Source organism: Photorhabdus sp. RM322S (genome assembly GCF_042879395.1).
GTDB lineage: Bacteria > Pseudomonadota > Gammaproteobacteria > Enterobacterales > Enterobacteriaceae > Photorhabdus > Photorhabdus khanii.
The window spans coordinates 42,834-62,686 of the sequence record NZ_JBHFKW010000028.1 but is presented as its reverse complement, the minus strand read 5'-3'; the positions used below and the strand labels follow the sequence as shown (position 1 = coordinate 62,686).

Genomic DNA, 19,853 nt, shown 5'->3' with positions numbered 1-19,853 from the left:
GTCCCTGATTTCGCCAAGCCGGTTGAAACATACGGCCCGGGCCAGGGTGTTTTTCGCCTCTCCCTTATTCAATCCGGCAGTCACCCGTTGTCGCAGACCGGAGTCGAGAAGCCAGTCCAGCGCAAAAATCGTCCTCTCGATACGCCCGATTTCGCGTAAGGCAAGCGCCAGTCCGTTTTGTCGTGGATAGCTGGCGAACTTCCGCAACATCAACGAAGCCGTCACGGTACCCTGTTTGATTGACGCTGCCAGGCGCAGATATTCAGACCATTGTGTCAGAATGATTTTCTGGTTGATGCTTTTATCGCCTAAAAAATGTGATAACGCCGGATAATTTTTCGGGTCATCAGGCACATATAAGTTTTTTTCCTTTAGATCACGTATTCGCGGCGCGAAGCGGAAGCCAAGCGGTGGACACAATGCAAATATGTGATCGGTAAAACCATTGGTATCAGTATAGTGTTCCTCAATACACAGCTCAGATTCGTGGTACAACAAACCGTCCAGGACATGTGTTGCATCACGTATTGTCGAAGTGATGGCCTTGATGTGGTACGGTGTGTATTGATCTGAAATATGCGTATAGAAGTTGATTCCGGGGTCAGAACCGTAGCGCAAATTAACCTGCCCGGTCTGTTTCCCTCGCCCGCCGACTTTGTAGTTTTGCCCGTCCGATGAGGATGTCCTGCCAGTTCCCCAGTGCAATGCGAATGGTAATCGGTGCTGGTAATTAACCAGTTCGGCCAGCCCTTTAGAATATGATTCATCGCGAACATGCCAGGCACGAACCGTATCAAGTTTGTGAAAAGTCGTTCCCGGGCAGGCTTCCGCCATTTTTGTCAGCCCCAGGTTGATTGCATCGGACAGGATCACGGTCAGCAATACTGACCTATTCTTTGACAGTGCATCGGTTCGCAAGTGCGTGAAATGCCGGGTAAAGTCAGTCCATTGATCGACCTCAAGCAGCAAATCTGTAATTTTGGGATGAGGCATCATGGCAAAGATGTCTTCTTCCGGCACGCTTTTAGCCAGCGGTTTAATCTTCAACAATTCATCGGATATTTCCGCGTCCGGCAGTTCACCTGTGGCAGCCAGACGGTTCACTTCGGTCAATTTTTCCCTGAGTAGAGCCAGCCGATCCCGTAAATAACGCTCTCCATCTATATCAATTGCCAGGGGTAAATCATCTGCATCGCGCAACGCCGCAAAATGTTCCGGCGTCAGAAGGTATTCCTCAAAGTCTTTGAACTGCCGTGAACCCGGCACCCAGATATCGCCCGACCGCAACGCATTTTTTAGTTCGGACAAAGCACACAATTCATAAAAATGCCGGTCTATCCCGCCATCTTTTACAACATATTGTTCCCAGCGCGGTTTAATGAATCCGGTCGGCGCACCTTTTGGCATTGACCGGGCATTGGCCGCATTCATGCCCTTGATGGTATTAATGCCATCCAGCACTCGTTGTGCGACCGGCACCGCTCTGAATGCGAATGCTTCCAGCAACCGCGGCATATAGCGCTTTATCTGGCGATAACTCTCATCGATAAGATGAAGATGATCGAATGACTCAGGTTGCGCCAGCGTCTCCGCTTCCGTAATACTTTGCGTGAAAGTTTCCCAGGGGATTACAGCCTCGATTGCGCTAAACGGGTCAGCTCCGATCTTGCGGGCATCGATCAGAGCATGGCCTACGCGGGAATAGAGTCGTACCTTATCATTGATCGCTTTACCCTTGTTATGGAATGATTCAGCGTGCTTACGTTTTGCATCAGAGAACATCTTGCCGATGATCCTGTCGTTCAAATCCAGTATCTGGTCGATAACGGTAGCCTGAGTATCGATCAACATTGCTGCCAGCGTTGCATGCCGCCGCGTTTCTTCAAGATCGCGCAGGTGCTGAATGCTCATTTGCACTCCTTCGCGAGCCAGTTGTGTCAGGCGTCCCTGATGAATCATTTTCTCAATACCGGCAGGTAAACCAACTTCCCGAATGACATCAAGGCGATCAAGATGCAGCAGGATGCGTTTTGCCTTTGCCTCTCCGGGCGGCTGGCGCAGCCAGGTTAACACGATGGTGCGTAAGCCTTCGCGTGGGGTGAGCAGCTTATCCAGTTTTTTGCACTGCGCGGCGTCCAGTCTTTCTGTCAGGAGCTGGTAGAACAGGCGGGTTCCGCGAGCCAGAGCTTCCGCACACAAACGGTCTATGACGCCGGCAGGTGGCAAAATGATGTGATTTTTGCGCAATATATCGATCAATTGCTCTGCTATCACAACACCCTTGTTTGTCTGGAGAGCCAGTTCCGTCAACATACCACGTTGCTTTCGGTATTCCCCGGCTGTGAATGGACGATAGCCAAATGCCGCCTGCAACTCGAGCGCATGCTCACGCCGGGTCTCGTCCCGTTGGGCGTATTCGCTCCATGCAGCAGGATTGATGTGCAATTGCTGCGATACATAAGACAGGAGAGCATCTGGCGGCGTTGTGGCCGCGGCCATTGCATAACCGGGGTAGCGTAGATAACACAGCTGGACAGCGAAGCCGAACCGGTTGTGCGCACCGCGCCGCCGGCAAATAATAGCCAAATCGCGCTCGTCAAAGGTATAATACCGCGCGATCTCTACATCGGAACCTGGAAATGCAAGTAGTGTTTCCTGCTGGACAATAGTAAGAAGTGTTCGCCGTGGCATGAGTTATTGGGTTGTCCGCAAATATTGGTAAAGCGTCTCCCGGCTGATGCCAAATTCCCGGGCAAGCGTGGATTTTTGTTCGCCGGCAGCGGTCCGATGTTGCAGCAACTTAATATCCTGGTCGGAAAGCGATTTCTTACGACCACGATAGACCCCACGCTTTTTGGCCAGCGCAATTCCCTCGCGCTGACGCTCCCGGATTAGAGAGCGTTCGAACTCGGCAAAGGCCCCCATGACCGACAGCATGAGATTAGCCATTGGCGAATCTTCGCCGGTAAAACAGAGATGTTCCTTGACGAATTCAATGTGTACACCGCGTTGTGTGAGTGTTTGCACTATACGGCGCAAATCGTCGAGGTTTCGCGCCAGACATCCATGCTATGTACTACCACTGCATCGCCACTGCGGGCAAAACTCATCAGCGCTTCCAGTTGCGGACGTTTGATATCTTTGCCTGAAGCGTTGTCGGTGAAAATTCGATCAACTTTGACGCCATCCAGTTGCCGTTCCGGATTCTGCTCGAAAGTGCTGACACGAATGTATCCAATACGTTGTCCGGTCATAAAATCCCCTGTGTAATGTCAGGAAAGACTTTATGACCTTTAATGATTAGTGTCAATAAATTCAAAAATAGATTCTATTCTGACACGCTTTCCATAAGGCACCTGACATCAGGATAGGGTATAGTTTAACCTGACACTTTTTGCTTAGCGTACTTTAATTTCCCTTTCGCCAAACGACCCCTATAGGCTCACAGGGAAAAAGCGGTAGTGCCAGAGTTATCTATCTTCTAGCGACTAAAGATATTATCTATCTGGTGATGGTTTATCCGAAAAGTAAGAAAGATAGCTTAACGGATGCCGCAAAAGCAGAACTGAAAAAACTAACAAAATTACTAAAAGATGAGGTGTAACATGAGTTTTTTTGACGAGTTGAAAGCATCCCTCGAAGAAGCCGTTGAAATTAAACAAGGTAATAAAGCCGCAGCGCGTGTGACTCGATACGAAGTTGCCGACGTTAAAGCTATCCGTGCTCAACTGAATATTTCACAGGCAGAGATGGCAGAGGCTTTAGGCACTAGCATTGATACAATTAAAAGCTGGGAGCAGAAACGTCGAAATCCGACAGGACTCGCGGCAAAGGTGTTAACTATCATTCAAGACAATCCTAATTTCTATAAGGCTCTGGCTACGCATTGATTAGCAGTTGTGTCTCCAAGCGGCTCTGTCGCATTAAGGCTTTTCGAATTAAAGACACGGTTCGCTCTGCAAAAGGTCACATATTACCTGAGCTCCCTTTAATGCGACAGAACCGAACTTGCCGGCAGTACCTCCGGCTACCCGATATATCAGTATGTAACGGGGTCAGGCCTCGACTTCTCTCGTGCCTTGTAAGAATATGTCTTCATGGCATACCAGTCCACATCCACTTTCTCCAACACCTGCTCGACCAACTCCTGAGGAAAACTCTTTTGCCTGATTTCCTGTTTGATTCTGGTCGGGCCATGTTTCTTTCGAACATGTTTATCAATCAGGTGCGTTATCAGGCGGTGATCATCCAGATAACCACACTCAACCAGACGCGACAACGCCTTGTCGATACCCTCTCTGTCTTCCGTCAGCTTACCTAGAACCCGCGTCAACTCACCGGATGCGTAATCCCGCCTAGCCAGAAGTGACACCGCGTAGTCATACAGTTCCTGTGATGTCATGAGATACCTCCGTTGTAATGGAGTCCGTCCTTTCCTACAGATAATCCCTTGATTTTATCTGCCATCAACGGCCAGAGTGCGGTTTTACGCTTGTGTAGTTCGTAGAGAGTTCTGAGGTAGCTCTCTGTTTCCGGAAGCTGAGGGCAATCTTCCAGACCTTCTCTGTAATCGATGGCTTTTTTCATATCTGAGGCGGCATAGCTGTAATATTTGCTTTTTGATTGCTGAATGTTGTCTTCCACCAAAAAACGACGCAACAGGGTAGCCGTAAGCGCATAGCCGTGTTTATAGAGGGTGCTGGATAATGTCCGTAAAAATGAATGTGTGATATAAGCCAGCGAGTCGGCGAGGTTGGCTTTTGGCGTGGCGATAATGCAGGAGTCGATTAAATCATATCGTTCGATGTCTGACGCAAAACAAACATACGGCGCTAACCCCATACCCTTTGCTATGTTCAGGAATGCGGGGCTGTGATCGACATCTTTTTCACCGGCTTTTGTGTACAGGTGATAAAAACGTGTATCACACTGAAAAGTGAATGCTGCAATACAGTGGGCTTTGGCTTCCTCTTTTCTCCCTTCTTCAATCAGAGCTTGAATGAATAATTCATTCCATATGATATTATCTGTGATCTCCTCATCGTCATCCCGTTGACTGTTTAATACGGCAAGTGCTTCATCAGCCCGCAGGTCTTCCATGAGTAATCTGGCATAATCAAAATAATGTGTGGAGTGGCAAAACTCATCATTTTTAAACGCCATCGTCAGAAAATCGAGGTCTTTTATTATCACACTGAGACCCAGGGCTTCTCGGGGGCGTTTTTTTTGATAATACATATCCCGGATTGCACGTAAAATATCCGTACCGAGTAAGGCGCGGTATCTTTTAAAGATTTCTATTCCAAAATATAATTCCCTTTCAACAACGGTGAATATCTTTTTGGCAATGAAGACGGGGTCGCTGTTTTTTTGTGCTTCCAGTGATTTCATCCACGCATCCAGCAGAACGGTGTAGTAGTCCATCCAACTCCCGCTGGAGGTGTCTACGTTCCCGGTGAACTTTTCGAACTCAAGCATCATTTTTACGCTCAGACTTTCCGCTTGCTCGGGGAGCAAGTGGGCGACCCCCATAAGGGGGTTAGCCATACTGCGTGTCAGCTCGTCAAAAAAGGCATCTGCGTCGTAGTAATCATAAAAACGTTTGCTTTTGGCGCGGCGGGCGTACTCCTTCTCAACGGCTTTGAGCACCTCCGATGCCGATAACAGATACCCATTCACCAGTGTGGTCTTGGCCTGTTTATTATCCTGTATCAGGTCATGAATGGTATTGAGCAACACGTCATGACTCATCTCTGAAAGCTGTGCGGTTTGTTTTTTTGTTAACGATGCCATGAAACTCCTCCTGGTGCAGGCTGTATGAAACGCAAGGGCGTGTTATTTGCCTCTTCAGGCATAAATCATCCCGGATTAACAAGATGAACTTGCCGCCTTTATTCTGTGAACAGACCATTGTTCAATTCTGAAAGCGCGAATGTCACGCACTGAGGGAGGAAACCACGATTGGGCTTTGAGGGATTGGATCGCTACAAAAAGCTGGGCCATGTTTTCGTCTTCGCTGACATACCGACTGCCCTGAACGTGTCTAAAACCGTACATTCAAGCGGCCTTGGGGTCATTGTTAACGTGGGCCAGACGGTATTCGGTTTTCTCACCCGTTTCTACCAAGACGACTTCTATCATCCAGTCACCATCCTCTAATGGACGGAGCAGCTTCCCTACTTCATATTTTGGCCCAAACGCACCAAAGCTTTTTATCGTGCCAACAGGTACAGACGGTGTCGTTATCATGACCGTTCCTCATTATTAAAATTTATTGATAGTGTAGTATTTTGAGAATATTGTTTCAAGAACAAGCAGGTCATATGCCACGCCATTCAATGTTGTCCGCCGCTGAGCGGGAAAACTGCCTCCTTTCCATCCTCCTCAAGACGAGGTAGAAAGGAGATTGACGGATAATCTGGTTTTAACATCAGGTAATTGAAACAGATTTTTTCCCGACTAAGTCGGCCAGTTTATCCATATCTTCAATAGTGATGTATTTACCTTTTACGCCGAGAGTATTGTTTTTCTGGAAGCGTCCAAGCAGACGACTAATGGTTTCAACAGTCAGACCAAGGTAATTACCAATATCACTACGAGTCATGGTTAAACGGAATTCTCTTGGTGAGAAACCCCGTTGAGCGAAACGACGGGAGAGGTTATAAATAAATGCGGCTAATCGCTCTTCCGCGTTTTTCTTGGATAACAACAATATCATTTCTTGGTCGCCTTTAATTTCCCCACTCATCAAACGCATCATTTGCTGGCGAAGATTAGGCATTTTACCGGACAGGTCATCCAGTGTTTCAAACGGAATTTCACAAACCATCGATGTTTCCAAGGCTTGAGCAAAACTTGGATGCTGAGTATTAAGGATGGCGTCAAAACCCACTAAATCCCCTGCGAGATGGAAACCTGTGATCTGTTCATCACCTTCTTCGGTGATGGTGTAGCTTTTAATCGTGCCAGAACGGATAGCATAAAGAGATTTCAACTCATCTCCTGCTTTAAACAAAGTTTGCCCTTTCTGGATAGGTTTCTTACGCTCAATGATATTATCGAGCTGGTCAAGCTCGTGTTCATTCAGGGTGAAAGGGATGCACAGCTGGTTAATGCTGCAATCCTGGCAGTGGATCGCACAACCACCAGACTGGATTCGACGAATAACACGTTTTTCCTGGATCATATGGCATGCTCATTAGAAATTAGGAATATTGATATAGTTCAACTTTAGCATCTGTTGATGATTCTGGTAAGAGCTATAATAGTTTTCTGCGATTTATTCGGGAAAATGTACTATCTTAATATATTGACTATAAGAAATTATTACATTGCGTAAAGTTGATGTTCGGTCATTGCCATAGCAAGACTGTATTCAATATCAGCGGCTTGAATTGAATCTGGCAAAGGGGTTCTCGCTTTATCCACCTATGCCAAGCTCTATTTTTCCGTTCTCCATAGCAATTATCTTTTAAAATCTATCCATTTTTTATTTTTCTGACAAGTCAGATTATGGTTCCATATAAAGGTTTATAGAGAAATAAGACAAGTCTGAAAATAAGGCTTGAATTTAAGAGCCTATTTTTGATTTTATTGCTAAATACAACTATTTAAATAATAAAGTAGTAGTATATAAAATATTCTGTAGATTCGGCCTATTGCATTAAGAGAATGGATATGAGAGTTTATCTTTTAATCGATATGTGGATGATCTCAATAGACACATTGATTATCACCAGTTTATTTTAGATCAAACACAACTGAATAACATTTATCTATAAATATTAGTTGGAGTTATAATGGATAATTATAATAACGTACATGTTTTACCGAAAAGTCAGTATTTGACTTCTTTGCATACAAAAGCGCGTAATCGTAATGCCGAACAATCGGAGTTTGTGTTTTACTCTGATCGTATTATTCGATTATTATTAGAGGCAGCATCTGAATTGCTACCCTATACCTCTCATCATATTCAAACCCCCATTGGGGATATTTATAATGGAACTGTTTTAAATACTAAACTTTGTGGTGTTTCGATAATACGTGCCGGAGAAAGCATAGAAGGCGAATATAGAAAAATGTATCCTGATTCCCCAGCGGGAAAAATTCTTATTCAAAGAGATAAATTGACAAAACTGCCTCATTATTATTATTCGAACTTACCTGATGATATTGCAGAGAGAGCTATTTTACTTTTTGAGCCTATGTTGGCGACGGGCGGATCATTAGCTAAGGCTATCGATTTATTAAAAGAAAAAGGCGTACCTGAAGAGAATATTATTGTTGTTAATTTTCTTTCTTCTCCTGTTGGTCTTCATAGAATCATGACATCATATCCTAAAATTCAACTGGTTACTTCTTCAATTGAAAATGGACTTAATGAAGATGCTTTTATGAATCCAGGCATTGGTGATTTTGGTGATCGATATTTCGGAACTTATAAACCATCTTGAATGCGATATAACAAAATTAGAGTAATTCTCTTTTAGAATTGAAAGGAGGACATATGCCACATATTAATATAAAACATTTTCCTGCTCACCTCTCACAAGAAGATAAAGATATCTTATCTTTAGAATTGACAAAGGTGGTAACAAAGATGTTTGGTTGTAGAGAAGAGGTTATTTCCATTTCATTAGAGCCGATCGAACAAGAAAAATGGAATGAAGAGGTTTATTTCCCTGAAATTAAACTCAAAGAAACCTTGTTGATTAAATTGCCAAATTATTAATTTATTTTTATAACTGAGGATCTTTTAAAGATATTTTTAATGAATAAAATACTCATTTTCGATTTAGACGGTACATTGTTTGATACTTCTCGAGCAATAATAGAAACGTTCAATGCTGTTTTTAAGGTATTTAACATTCCATTAGTAGGAGATGAAAACATTCGCGCTACAATTGGTCTGCCTTTAGAGAAAGCATTTGCAACGCTCTTAAATATATCTGTTGAAAAGGCGTTAATCTCTAAAGCTGTTGAACAATATCAATTGCAGTATCGTCGGTGTATTCTGCCAAAAGCAAAGGAATTGTTATTTCCTGGTGTTGAAGATGGATTAATCGCTTTAAATAAAAAAGATATAAAACTATCGGTAGCGACCAGCAAATTTACCGCAAGTGCGACAGCATTACTTGAGGCTGCGGGAATAGACGCTGTGTTTGACCGGATAATTGGTGCTGATCACGTTTCAAAACCTAAACCTGATCCAGAATCAGGAAGGAAAATTTTGGAATATTACGGTGCTGTACCAGAGATGGCTGTTATGGTAGGTGATACCACTCACGATATTTATATGGCAAGGGCAGCTGGCATGCGATCAATAGCAGTGACATATGGTATACATAGTGTCGGTATGTTGGAAGAAGCCAGGCCAACTTGGATTGCTAATTGTTTTTATGACGTATGCCATATTATTGAGGAGAATATACTTAAGTGATTAATACGATAAGAAATATCTTATTGGCAATTATTGGTGGAAGTCTACTGACATTGATGATTTACACCAATAGTATATTGTCGGAAAGTACAACACCCTTTTTTGCATCATGGGTAGCTCATGGTATTGGTACGATTGTTGCTTTGATATTATTTATTATTGTGGCTAAGTGCTTTTCTAAAAAAGAAACAGACGAAAAGAAACATAAGAAATCGAATATTCCTATATGGTTTTATCTTGGTGGTATTCCTGGTGCGCTTACCGTTGTGTTAGCGGCTGTTGCTATTAATGGTGGGCTACCATTATCTAGTACAATTTCATTAGGGTTAGTTGGGCAAATACTTTTTGGTCTGGTTGCTGATCATTTCGGGTTTTTAAGAACAAAAAAAAGAAAGATAGTGATACAAGATTTATATGTTATTTTCTTTGTTCTATTTGGCAGTATGTTAATTCTGTTTGGGGGAAGCAACTAATGTTGAGTTTGATTTTTGTTGCCTTTTTAAATGGCATATTTATAGCGGCAACAAGGACGATTAATGGGCAATTAAGTGTCTCGATAGGTTCTTTTGGTGCTTCACTTTGGAATCATATCGGTGGTTTTTTTCTCTTAACAGTGGTATTAACGCTTTTATCGAGTTGGCAATGGAATGAATGGGATTTTGACTCTATTCCAGCAGCGGCTTATATGGGTGGGGTGTTTGGCGCTCTGTTTGTAGCAGTCAGTAGCTATATTTTCCCTAAACTAGGGGCGATGAATGCCGCCATCCTTGTTATTGCCGGGCAAATGTTATCAGCGGTACTGCTTGATTGGTTATATCAGGGGATTACTCCTGGGTTAGTGAAGATTGTTGGAGTATTGTTTGTGTTAGTAGGAATTTACTTAACTAGAAAAACAACTGAGTCAAAATAAGAATAGCATCAACAATAAGGTAAAAAAATGATTAACAAACTACTTAATGATCGTTCATATCATATTGAATTTAACGGTCACCTGACTAACCACGTTAAACATGCTGTTATAGCGCTGCATGGCTTGGGCATCAGTGCGGATAGAATTAAAGACTATTATGATAATTATGCTAAATTGACGCCCTATGGTATGGGGCTTGAACCCCCTAAAACATTAAAGCATGTGATAGACAGTGCGAATTGGAAATATTTCTTAGGCAAAAGAACAAGTTATTCTTCTTACTGTGATTATTTTGAAGAGGAAATTAAAAAGAAAGGGATTGAACAGGTATTGCAAGAATATATGCCGACGCTTTTGTCTGGATGGGCTGGTGCATTAACTCACGGTACCATTCATTTAGGTTGGGCATTGGATGTCGATCATCCTTGGATGATTATTGAAGGGCTTGCTTACATGGCATTCTCCTCTGTTCCTTGTCATTCAGAGAGAGCGTTTATTGATAATTCTCTAAACGACAAGAATGCTTTTGATTCTATATTGAGAATGTCAACGCTGTGGGAGGAAAGGAAAGTAGAATTGACCGATTGGGTGAATTCGTTGGTTAATAATGAAAATCTGGCCGATACCGATTTAATACATCCTGAATTAAAGAGATCGGGACTTCAATATCGTATTGCGCGTATCTTAATGCAAGGCCACCCAGAAATATATCGTTTGCCGGTTTGGATTGAGACACAAGATGTAGAAGAAAGTTGGGCTCAGTTATTCTATGTCATCACATTGATTTATCTCGCTAAACCCGGTGATTTTCTGTTTCTTCATTTGGTTACCTCATTGTTTGCAATGAAAAATATCGCTTCACGTTTACCTGTTGAAGAAAGTAAAAATATTATTAAATGTTACTGGGTTGGTATGTTGTGCATTCTGTTTTCAACAACTGATTTATCGAAGCCCGCTAAATTTTCTGCGCTTAATCAGGCTTATTCATTCAGGCAAGACGAAATGACTTATTCTGTCTGGGAACAGGAGTGGTCGCATATTATTGCCAGGGCATTAGAGGAAGAAGAAGAACATAACCCGAAACTGGTTTATGTCATGAATCAATTGTGGAAAAAATATGGTTTAACCCTTTATAGGGCAGCCGCAAATCAATTTACAAACACACCTTTGCTTCCTCCTTCTTTCGAAGAAGCACCGATTGAATAATAAACTGGCTCTATTGTTTTATTAAAATATTATATTCCAGGGGGGTAAAAGGGACGTTGGGGAAGAAGATAAAAACGCTTTAGAGAGATAAGAGCGTCATCGGAGATTGAGAAAATAGTATGGATGAACTATGACGATAAGGAAAGGTGTTCTCTTGTCTCTCAATTAATATTGGAATATTTAAAGAACAATGAATTAATTAATTGATAATTCCGTATCGTGATGAGGTGCATTTTGATAGATGTATCTTATCACGAAATCACAAATAAATGATCCGGAATTACCGGGGATAATAATAACCGTTTTATTTGCGGAGAGTATTGAATAATCATAATTTAAATTTTTTGAATTCATCATCTAATAAATTAATTTTTTAGATAATCTTTAAGGTATTGTCTTATACGAATGCCAGATTACTTATAGTAATTGGCAAGGATATTTATTTGCCTCGAAGAGTGTGTCTTTGTTGAATTTAATTAATTGAATGATTTTAATAAAATATAAGTCATCAATCATGATCAAAAAGACACTTATAATTTCGTAGATAAAATGTCATTTTTAACTACGGCGATATTTACTTCATTATTATATAAAGTAACTGAAAATGTTAGAAAATAATATTAAACAATGTGATTTAATCACTGATGTTTGCCTTAAAGAAGACGCAATAACATTGATGGATATGCTTGAAAGTCAACTAAAGTACCAGGCAGATGGATATGTTGTTATTGATAAAGAACAATCGCTTAATTACGCTGATTTCTATTTGAAAGTGAAAGAGATTGGATATTGTCTATCAGAAATGAGCTCAAAAAATTCAGTGAGTATTGGGCTTTTTTGTGATCCTTCTATAGATTTAATTTGTGGTGCGTGGGGTATTTTATCAGCGAATAAAGCCTATTTGCCTTTATCGCCTGACTATCCAGCTGAGCGCCTCAAATATATGATAGAAGATTCTGGCATTGATGTGATTTTTACCCAATCGCATTTAAAAGAACAGTTGCAGGACATTGCACCAAAATCAGTATTAATTATCACACCGGAAGATGTCGCTCTGACGATAAAAACACGAACAATAGAAGATATTCTCAATACGGCTCGAGTTCCCAACCCAACCAGCCTGGCTTATATTATTTATACTTCTGGTAGTACGGGTAAACCAAAGGGAGTTATGATTGAGCATCACAGTATTGTGAATCAAATGAGATTTCTTGCAAAAGCGTTCAGCTTAGGCAAGCACTCTCGAATTTTGCAGAAAACGCCAATGAGTTTTGATGCTGCTCAATGGGAAATTTTAGCGCCTGCAATAGGTGTCCAAGTGATTATTGGCCCTGTAGGATGCTATCGCGATCCGGATGCGATTATTAAAACAATTCTTCAACATCAAGTGACAACTTTGCAATGTGTTCCTACTTTACTGCAAGCGTTACTAGATAATCCCAATTTTTTGGATTGCTTATCACTGACTCAAGTATTCAGTGGAGGAGAGGCGCTGACAACCAAATTAGCCGCTCAATTTTTGAATAGTTTTACTCACTGTGAATTAATCAATTTATATGGTCCAACAGAATGTACGATTAATTCATCGTATTTCCGGGTGACAAATGAAACTTTGCCAAATTATCAAACATCTATTTCAATTGGTATACCTGTAGATAATACAGAATACTACGTTCTTGATGAGAATAGATTACCTGTGGTGGTGGGTGAAATTGGCGAGCTTTATATTTCGGGTGTTCAGTTAGCACGTGGCTATTTGCATAAGCCAGAAATGACAAAAGATAAATTTATTTATAATCATCTTGCATCCGAAACTAAATACCCGTGGTTATATCGAACGGGAGATCTCGTGACCAGAGGGGCCGATGGTAATACTTATTTTGTTGGTCGGGTTGATAGCCAGGTCAAGTTACGAGGTTATCGTATTGAGCTTGATGAAATACGTCATGCGATTGAAGAACATAGCTGGATAAAAACAGCGGCAATGTTAATTAAGAAAGATGCCAGAACGGGTTTCCAAAATCTCATAGCATGTGTGGAATTGGATGAAAAAGAAGCCGCGCTGATGGATCAAGGTAATAGTAGCTCACATCACAAATCAAAAACCAATAAACTCCAGGTGAAAGCTCAACTTTCTAATTCTGGTTGTCGGAGTGAAGAATTGTGTGAGAATCGTCCTGTAATCTTACTGCCTTATAAAGAAGGAGAGATAAAACAAAGAGAATATGTCTTTGGGCGCAAGACATATCGCTATTTTGAGGGGACAGAAATAACGGTAGAGAAACTAAAAACATTGCTGACAACCACTCAGCAGCGTGAAATTTGCTCTTTGCCACTGAATCATTTAACACTTAAAGATTTCGGCTATGTGTTGCGTTATTTTGGTCAGTTTACCAGTCATCAACGTTTATTGCCAAAATATGCCTATGCTTCACCGGGTGCTCTCTATGCGACTCAAATGTATTTTGAATTGCATCATGTTCTCGGTTTGGATGCGGGGATTTACTATTATCATCCTGTGACTCATGAGTTAATAAAAATTTCAACATTGAGTCGTCGGCAAAAGCCAATGATAAAAGTACATTTTATTGGAAAGCGTGAAGCTATTGAGCCCGTTTATAAGAACAACATACAAGAAGTTCTGAAAATGGAAGCGGGTCATATGATGGGGCTCTTTGACGATATATTACCGGAAATCGGCTTGGGTATTGGTGAAAGTGAATATCAAGCTGCCTGTCCTGATTGGTATGATGGTAATATTCAGGATTATTACCTTGGTGCATTTGAAATATGTCGCTATGAAAATAGATTACCACCATTTGATACCGATCTTTATTTGCAAACACATGCTAATAAAATACCTGAGATGCCATGTGGTTTATATCACTTTTCTAACGGGGAATTTGTGCGAGTAAGTGATGATATTGTTCGGAAAAAGGATGTTATCGCGATTAATCAGCAAGTTTATGATCGTTCCAGTTTTGGTGTGTCAATTATTCCACGTTGTGTCCCTGAATGGCATTATTATATTACATTGGGTCGTCGATTACATGCGTTGCAAAGTAATCAATTGTGTATTGGATTAATGTCATCTGGTTACAGCTCAGAGAGCAATAACGATTTACCTTCGGCGAAAAGGATGCGATCTATTCTGAATGCGCTTGATAAACCTATGGCGGCATTTTATTTCTGTATAGGCGGGAGTGTTAGCCAAGAGCAATACACTTGTGAAGGTATGAAAGAAGATGTTGTTCATATGAAAGGGCCAGTTGAGATCATTAAAGATGATCTTCATCAGCAACTCCCTCAATATATGATCCCAAATAAGGTATTAGTTTTTGATAAATTACCTTTGACGGCCAATGGAAAAGTAGATTACCCGTCTTTGTCAAAATCTAAAGCAGTGGAGGATATCTCAACACAGAGACCATTAGTGCCATTACGGACAGAGACTGAATTGAGGCTTGGAAAAATTTGGATGGAAGTGATGAAATGGGATTCAGTATCTGCACACGATGATTTTTTCGAGAGTGGAGGTAATTCTTTGATGGCTGTTGCTATGGTTAATAAGATCAATGAGGCCTTTAATATTCGTTTTCCGCTACAAATACTTTTTCAATCTCCCAATATAGAAGAATTGGCTAAATGGATTGAGCAAGCCGATGCAAAAACAATATCAAGATTAATTTTATTGAATCAGGCAAGCAAGGACCCAATTTACTGTTGGCCGGGTTTGGGCGGATATCCTATGAGTTTGAGGTTGCTGGCTAATAAAGTGGTTCCCGACAGGGCATTTTATGGAATACAGGCATATGGGATAAACGAGAGTGAAATACCGTTTTCTTCTATCCAGAGAATGGCAGAGGAAGATATTAAAGAGATAAAGAAAATACAGCCAGAAGGGCCCTATACATTATGGGGATATTCATTTGGTGCCCGGGTAGCATTTGAGGCTGCGTACCAGCTTGAACAAGCCGGAGAAGAAGTTAAGGCATTGAATTTGTTAGCACCGGGATCGCCTCATCTTCACATGAAGCAAGAGAAATATCATGATAAAGGCGCTGAATTTACTAATCCGGCTTTTGTTCAAATACTTTTTTCTGTATTTGCTCGTTCAATCAGTAGCCCAATGGTTAAAACTTGCTTAGAACAGGTGAATAGTGAAGCGACATTTATTAACTTTATATGTAGTCGTTTTAAAAACTTGGAGCCATCATTAGTAAAACGTATCGTTAGGATTGTGACTTTGACTTATGATTTCAAGTACAGTATTGATGAGCTTTATCACAGATATCTAAAGGCACCTATAACTATTCTCAAGGCGAATAAAGATAATGATTCATTTATCGAAAAATCTGGCGTGTTTTCATCAACACCACCTAAAATAATTGAATTGATATCGGATCACTATCAACTGTTGGAAAATGAAGGTGTGACTGAGATTGAGAAAATAATCTCGCTTTTAAATTACCAGTAATAAATACAATCCGTAAGATTCAATAAGTAGATATTAATAGATATATTATCTCTAATGTTATATTTAGTAGATAATATCAAGAGAATTAAAAGGTATATAACATGAATATCAGTCATAGCGTTCCACTTAAATTCAGCTGTGAAGTAAAAGACGCGCTTGAATCAGGAAAACCTGTTGTTGCTCTGGAATCCAATGTGATTACACATGGCTTGGATTACCCTGATAATGTCATAACAGCTAAGCATGTTGAGCAGGCTGTTCGTGAAAGTGGGGCAGTTCCCGCAACGATAGGAATAGATAATGGTGAATTTCTGATTGGGATGTCAGATGAACAAATTGAGAAATTTGCTACCGCATCTCATGTTCCAAAGGTCACGAGTCGGGATATTCCGGTCGTGTTAGCGAGTGGCGGGATGGGGGCGACAACAGTGGCATCGTCAATACTTGCAGCAGAAATAGCGGGTATTAAATTCTTCTGTTCTGCGGGGATTGGTGGAGTACATCGAGGTGCAGAGACGAGTATGGATATATCAGCAGACTTGACTCAGTTAACGCGTTCCCGTGTTGCTGTGGTCTGTGCTGGCGCAAAAAATATCCTCGATATTGGATTAACATTGGAATTTCTGGAGACATGGAATGTGCCAATCATATCCTATCAGTCGGATGATTTTCCTGCATTCTACTGTCGTTCCAGCGGATTCAAAAGTCCACAACGTCTTGATGATCCCGCCGTAATTGCCAAAGCGATTGAAATAAATTGGATGTTGCCGGGAGGGAAAGGGATATTAATTACGACACCAACCAAGACAGAGGATGCGATAGATAGTCAAAAGATTGATATGATTATACAAGGTGCGGTATTAGAGGCTAAGAGGAATAATATTGTTGGTAATTCGTTGACAAAGTATCTGATGAGAATGATTGACCGAGAAACCAATGGGATCTCGGCGAAAGCTAATATGGCTGTATTAGTTAATACAGCAAATGTTGCTGGAAAGTTGGCGGTGGCCCACGCCATTCATAAATTTTCAGACAAAATTTATCCCGGCAGATCCCAGGCCCAGTAAGTTGATTTTCAACTGATCACCGGCATTAACCGATACCATTGTGGCAAGGGAACCTGAGAGAATAATTTCTCCCTGGCGTAGCGTCGTATCCAGCATTCCCAGCATATTCGCCAACCAGGCAACGGCGTTGGCAGGGTGCCCAAATGCGGCTGCACCTATGCCGGTATCAATCAGTTTACCGTTCTTTTTCAGTGTCATAGTAATGGCAGCCAAATCAATTTCTGATGGCAGACGGGTGCCGTTACCAATAACAAATAAACCTGATGAGGCATTATCAGCAACCGTATCCGTGATTTTTATTTTCCAATCACGGATACGGGAATCGACGATTTCGATACAGGGTACAACATAAGCTGTTGCTTGCAGTACATCTTCCGCGGTAATACCTGGACCACGCAAATTGCGTTTCAGGATAAAGCCAATTTCACCTTCAGCCTTCGGCGCAATTAACTGTTCAATGGGCACAGTGGCATTATTTTCGTAATACATATCTGAGGTGAGAATGCCAAAGTCTGGCTGATCTACGTCCAATATATCCATCACTGCCTGGCTAGTGATACCAATTTTCTTACCGACAATTCGTTCATTAGTTGTTTCCAGACGGTGGGAAATGACTCTTTGTTGGATGAGATAAGCATCGTGTAATGTCAGTTTTGGATATTCATCAGAAATCGGGGTGATGGCCTGATTATTCCGCCATGATTGAAACAATTTTTCGCCAAGATAGTTTATCACGTTATTCATTGGTTGTTGCTCCTGATCAGGCGACAAAAGTGATATTCCAGGAGGAATATCACTCGTCTGTAAGCGACATTATTTGTTGCCGTTTAGCAGAAAATCGATATGAATTCGATTGAACGTGTCTGGATCCTCATATTGAGGCCAGTGACCACATTTTTCCATCACGACAAAACGGCTGTTTTTGATAAGTCCGGCAAGTTTCTGGCCCACGGAAACCGCGGCAGTTGGATCGTGAGTTGTCCATAGCACCAGAGTTTCGGCCTGAATTTTTGCCAGCTCATCTTCGGTCAGAAGATTACGCAGGCGGGTATCCATGTCTTGCAGGCACATAATGTTTTCCATTGCAGATAACATATCCGGCTGACGATAAATCGCAAAACGGGATTCAACCAGGTCTTCTGTCACCATAGCAGGATCTTCCATCAGGAATTCAAGACGCTTGCGGGTGGTTTCCCGATCTGGGTTTTTCACTGCATTCAGGCTCAGAGTGCGCAAGCGTTCCATCACATTTGGATCGGCAATCATCCCTCCTGCGGTATTCAGCACCAGACGGCGAATATATCGTGGATATTTTGCCGCAAAGCGGGCGGCGACCCATCCACCTAAAGATTCACCGGAAAGGTGAATTTTTTTCAGATTTAATGTTTCGACAAAATCCCGCAAGTGTTCTACATAATCGATAATTTCATAAGAGCGGATAGGTTTATCAGTGAAACCATGTCCTAACATATCAATTGCCAGTACGCGAAAATGTGCAGCATGAGGCAGAACATTACGCATATAGGCTTCCAGATGACCACCAATACCGTGCAAGAAAATCAGGGTTTCAGGGCCGCTGCCAGCTTCAAGTACGCGGGTTTTTATCCCTTTTACATTAATATGGTGCAAATGAACTTCACCACCAGCAATGGCTGACCAAAGCGATCGTAACTCAGGTTGTACAGGTTTATGTTGACGGTTTGTCGTTGACATAACAATATTTCCCTTATTTTTTTCAGGTTAATTTAATGTTAATATAACGACATCAAGCAATATTAACTAATACTTAATATGTCTAATCTGAAATGTAAAAACGATTATACTTAATTTCTATAGATATTTATTTTCAACAATATCTATTAAATGTGATAATAATTCTGATGTGTTGTCTTTTCGCCATGCCATTATTAACTCTATTGTCGGTGAATATCCAGATAATGGCCGGCAAACAACAGCGTCGGTCATGATACTGGTAATATAGAATGGTACTATTGCACATCCTAAATTCAGGCTGACCATGTTTAAAATTAATAACATATTGTTAGCTGTTTGAATAATATTCGGTGAGACATTATGTTCAGCAAAATAATTTTCTATAATCTGTTGTAATATACCGGATTGTGTTGGATCAGGAATAATAAAGTTCTCACCATGTAAGTCATCGACTGAAATTTTCTCACAGTATCTTAGCCTATGATTAGCCGGCATCAGTACTACCAGTGGTTCATTAAGAATAACTTTAAAATCAATGGAATCACTCTTTATTGGCGGCCGCATAAAAGCGACATCAATGTCACCTTGCAGTAATTTCTCTTCTTGTCTTGGATTAAATAAACTAATAAGTTCTATTTTTGCTTCAGGATGAGAAAGACGAAACACTGGAATAACTTCAGGTAATACCTTAACTTCTGCTGATGGGACAAATCCAATGGTAAGCACAATTTGTTCTTGTGCTGCTCTGCGTGCCATTTTTTTTGCTTTCTCTGCATTGTCAAGAATAATCCTGGCCTGTTGGAGAAAAACTTCCCCGGCTTTGGTTAAAGAAACTCTGCGTTTATTTCTTTCTAATAATGTAGATCCAATATAGTCTTCTAAATCTTTTATTTGCTGGCTTAATGAAGGTTGTGCGGTATGCAATTTTTTTGCGGCTCTAGTAAAGTTTAATTCTTCTGCTACTGCAATAAAGTATCGTAAGTGTCTTAATTCCATTGCCGTTTCCTCTACATATCGAAAAAAAGTCTCAATTTAAAC

18 protein-coding genes and 2 pseudogenes are annotated in these 19,853 nt (G+C 41.2%); 10 read left to right on the top strand and 10 right to left on the bottom strand.

The annotated features are described in order from the left end of the window. Nucleotides 1–2,691: Tn3 family transposase (locus ACGF63_RS16355; protein WP_387632067.1), on the bottom strand; the 2,691-nt coding region annotated here is incomplete at its 3' end. A 3-nt stretch (nucleotides 2,692–2,694) separates the two neighbouring features. After that, nucleotides 2,695–3,254 (bottom strand): annotated as a pseudogene (locus ACGF63_RS16350) (recombinase family protein). Between the two features lie 185 nt (nucleotides 3,255–3,439). On the opposite strand from ACGF63_RS16350, the pseudogene ACGF63_RS16345 reads away from it, so the two are divergent. Next, a pseudogene (locus ACGF63_RS16345) lies at nucleotides 3,440–3,604 on the top strand (type II toxin-antitoxin system RelE/ParE family toxin); the annotation flags it as partial. 1 nt (nucleotide 3,605) lies between these two features. Continuing rightward, on the top strand, nucleotides 3,606–3,890 hold the full coding sequence (gene nadS, locus ACGF63_RS16340) for a NadS family protein (RefSeq protein ID WP_132354853.1): 285 nt from the start codon (nucleotides 3,606–3,608) through the stop codon (nucleotides 3,888–3,890). 149 nt (nucleotides 3,891–4,039) lie between these two features. Here the strand turns inward: nadS and ACGF63_RS16335 are convergent, their stop codons facing one another. The 5 genes from ACGF63_RS16335 to ACGF63_RS16315 form a co-directional block, all read right to left on the bottom strand. Beyond that, entirely contained in the window at nucleotides 4,040–4,333 is a 294-nt protein-coding gene (locus ACGF63_RS16335) for a regulatory protein RecX (protein ID WP_387632064.1), read from the bottom strand. 65 nt (nucleotides 4,334–4,398) lie between these two features. Then, a complete protein-coding gene (locus ACGF63_RS16330) occupies nucleotides 4,399–5,793 on the bottom strand; it encodes a DUF6880 family protein (RefSeq protein WP_387632062.1) in 1,395 nt (464 codons plus the stop codon). A 75-nt stretch (nucleotides 5,794–5,868) separates the two neighbouring features. Then, nucleotides 5,869–6,057, bottom strand: coding sequence for a hypothetical protein (locus ACGF63_RS16325; protein WP_240042326.1), 189 nt, complete (start codon nucleotides 6,055–6,057; stop codon nucleotides 5,869–5,871). Further along, nucleotides 6,058–6,249 (bottom strand): DUF5397 family protein, encoded by a 192-nt coding sequence (locus tag ACGF63_RS16320; RefSeq protein WP_132354856.1) that lies wholly within the window; start codon nucleotides 6,247–6,249, stop codon nucleotides 6,058–6,060. It lies immediately after the preceding gene. Nucleotides 6,250–6,430: 181 nt separating this feature from the next. Then, complete coding sequence (locus ACGF63_RS16315; protein WP_132354857.1) at nucleotides 6,431–7,186, bottom strand: FNR family transcription factor; 756 nt, start codon at nucleotides 7,184–7,186, stop codon at nucleotides 6,431–6,433. Nucleotides 7,187–7,799: 613 nt separating this feature from the next. Here ACGF63_RS16315 and upp point away from each other — a divergent pair. The 8 genes from upp (at nucleotide 7,800) to ACGF63_RS16275 (ending at nucleotide 17,102) form a co-directional block, all read left to right on the top strand. Then, a complete protein-coding gene (gene upp, locus ACGF63_RS16310; RefSeq protein ID WP_036847360.1) occupies nucleotides 7,800–8,456 on the top strand; it encodes a uracil phosphoribosyltransferase in 657 nt (218 codons plus the stop codon). Nucleotides 8,457–8,509: 53 nt separating this feature from the next. Next, the gene (gene pptA, locus ACGF63_RS16305) at nucleotides 8,510–8,734 is read left to right on the top strand and encodes a tautomerase PptA (RefSeq protein ID WP_036847357.1); all 225 of its coding nucleotides are present in this window, start codon (nucleotides 8,510–8,512) and stop codon (nucleotides 8,732–8,734) included. 39 nt (nucleotides 8,735–8,773) lie between these two features. Then, the gene (locus ACGF63_RS16300; protein ID WP_036847354.1) at nucleotides 8,774–9,442 is read left to right on the top strand and encodes an HAD family hydrolase; all 669 of its coding nucleotides are present in this window, start codon (nucleotides 8,774–8,776) and stop codon (nucleotides 9,440–9,442) included. Continuing rightward, nucleotides 9,439–9,915: a DMT family transporter gene (locus ACGF63_RS16295; protein ID WP_036847350.1), complete on the top strand. Its 477-nt coding sequence runs from the start codon at nucleotides 9,439–9,441 to the stop codon at nucleotides 9,913–9,915. Before ACGF63_RS16300 ends, ACGF63_RS16295 begins: the two co-directional genes overlap by 4 nt. Continuing rightward, nucleotides 9,915–10,352: a DMT family transporter gene (locus ACGF63_RS16290; RefSeq protein WP_036847347.1), complete on the top strand. Its 438-nt coding sequence runs from the start codon at nucleotides 9,915–9,917 to the stop codon at nucleotides 10,350–10,352. The genes ACGF63_RS16295 and ACGF63_RS16290 overlap by 1 nt, the downstream gene beginning before the upstream one ends. A gap of 27 nt (nucleotides 10,353–10,379) precedes the next feature. Further along, nucleotides 10,380–11,558: a questin oxidase family protein gene (locus tag ACGF63_RS16285; protein ID WP_036847344.1), complete on the top strand. Its 1,179-nt coding sequence runs from the start codon at nucleotides 10,380–10,382 to the stop codon at nucleotides 11,556–11,558. A 604-nt stretch (nucleotides 11,559–12,162) separates the two neighbouring features. Then, nucleotides 12,163–16,035: an amino acid adenylation domain-containing protein gene (locus ACGF63_RS16280; protein WP_152962121.1), complete on the top strand. Its 3,873-nt coding sequence runs from the start codon at nucleotides 12,163–12,165 to the stop codon at nucleotides 16,033–16,035. A gap of 101 nt (nucleotides 16,036–16,136) precedes the next feature. Further along, a complete protein-coding gene (locus ACGF63_RS16275; RefSeq protein WP_152962120.1) occupies nucleotides 16,137–17,102 on the top strand; it encodes a pseudouridine-5'-phosphate glycosidase in 966 nt (321 codons plus the stop codon). Here ACGF63_RS16275 and ACGF63_RS16270 read toward each other — a convergent pair. The 3 genes from ACGF63_RS16270 to hcaR form a co-directional block, all read right to left on the bottom strand. Further along, nucleotides 17,064–17,846, bottom strand: coding sequence for a fumarylacetoacetate hydrolase family protein (locus ACGF63_RS16270; RefSeq protein ID WP_152962119.1), 783 nt, complete (start codon nucleotides 17,844–17,846; stop codon nucleotides 17,064–17,066). The two genes, ACGF63_RS16275 and ACGF63_RS16270, sit on opposite strands and share 39 nt — an antisense overlap. A gap of 69 nt (nucleotides 17,847–17,915) precedes the next feature. Next, a complete protein-coding gene (locus tag ACGF63_RS16265; protein WP_036837381.1) occupies nucleotides 17,916–18,815 on the bottom strand; it encodes an alpha/beta fold hydrolase in 900 nt (299 codons plus the stop codon). Between the two features lie 117 nt (nucleotides 18,816–18,932). After that, on the bottom strand, nucleotides 18,933–19,811 hold the full coding sequence (gene hcaR, locus ACGF63_RS16260; RefSeq protein WP_036837382.1) for a DNA-binding transcriptional regulator HcaR: 879 nt from the start codon (nucleotides 19,809–19,811) through the stop codon (nucleotides 18,933–18,935). Nucleotides 19,812–19,853 lie beyond the last annotated feature (42 nt).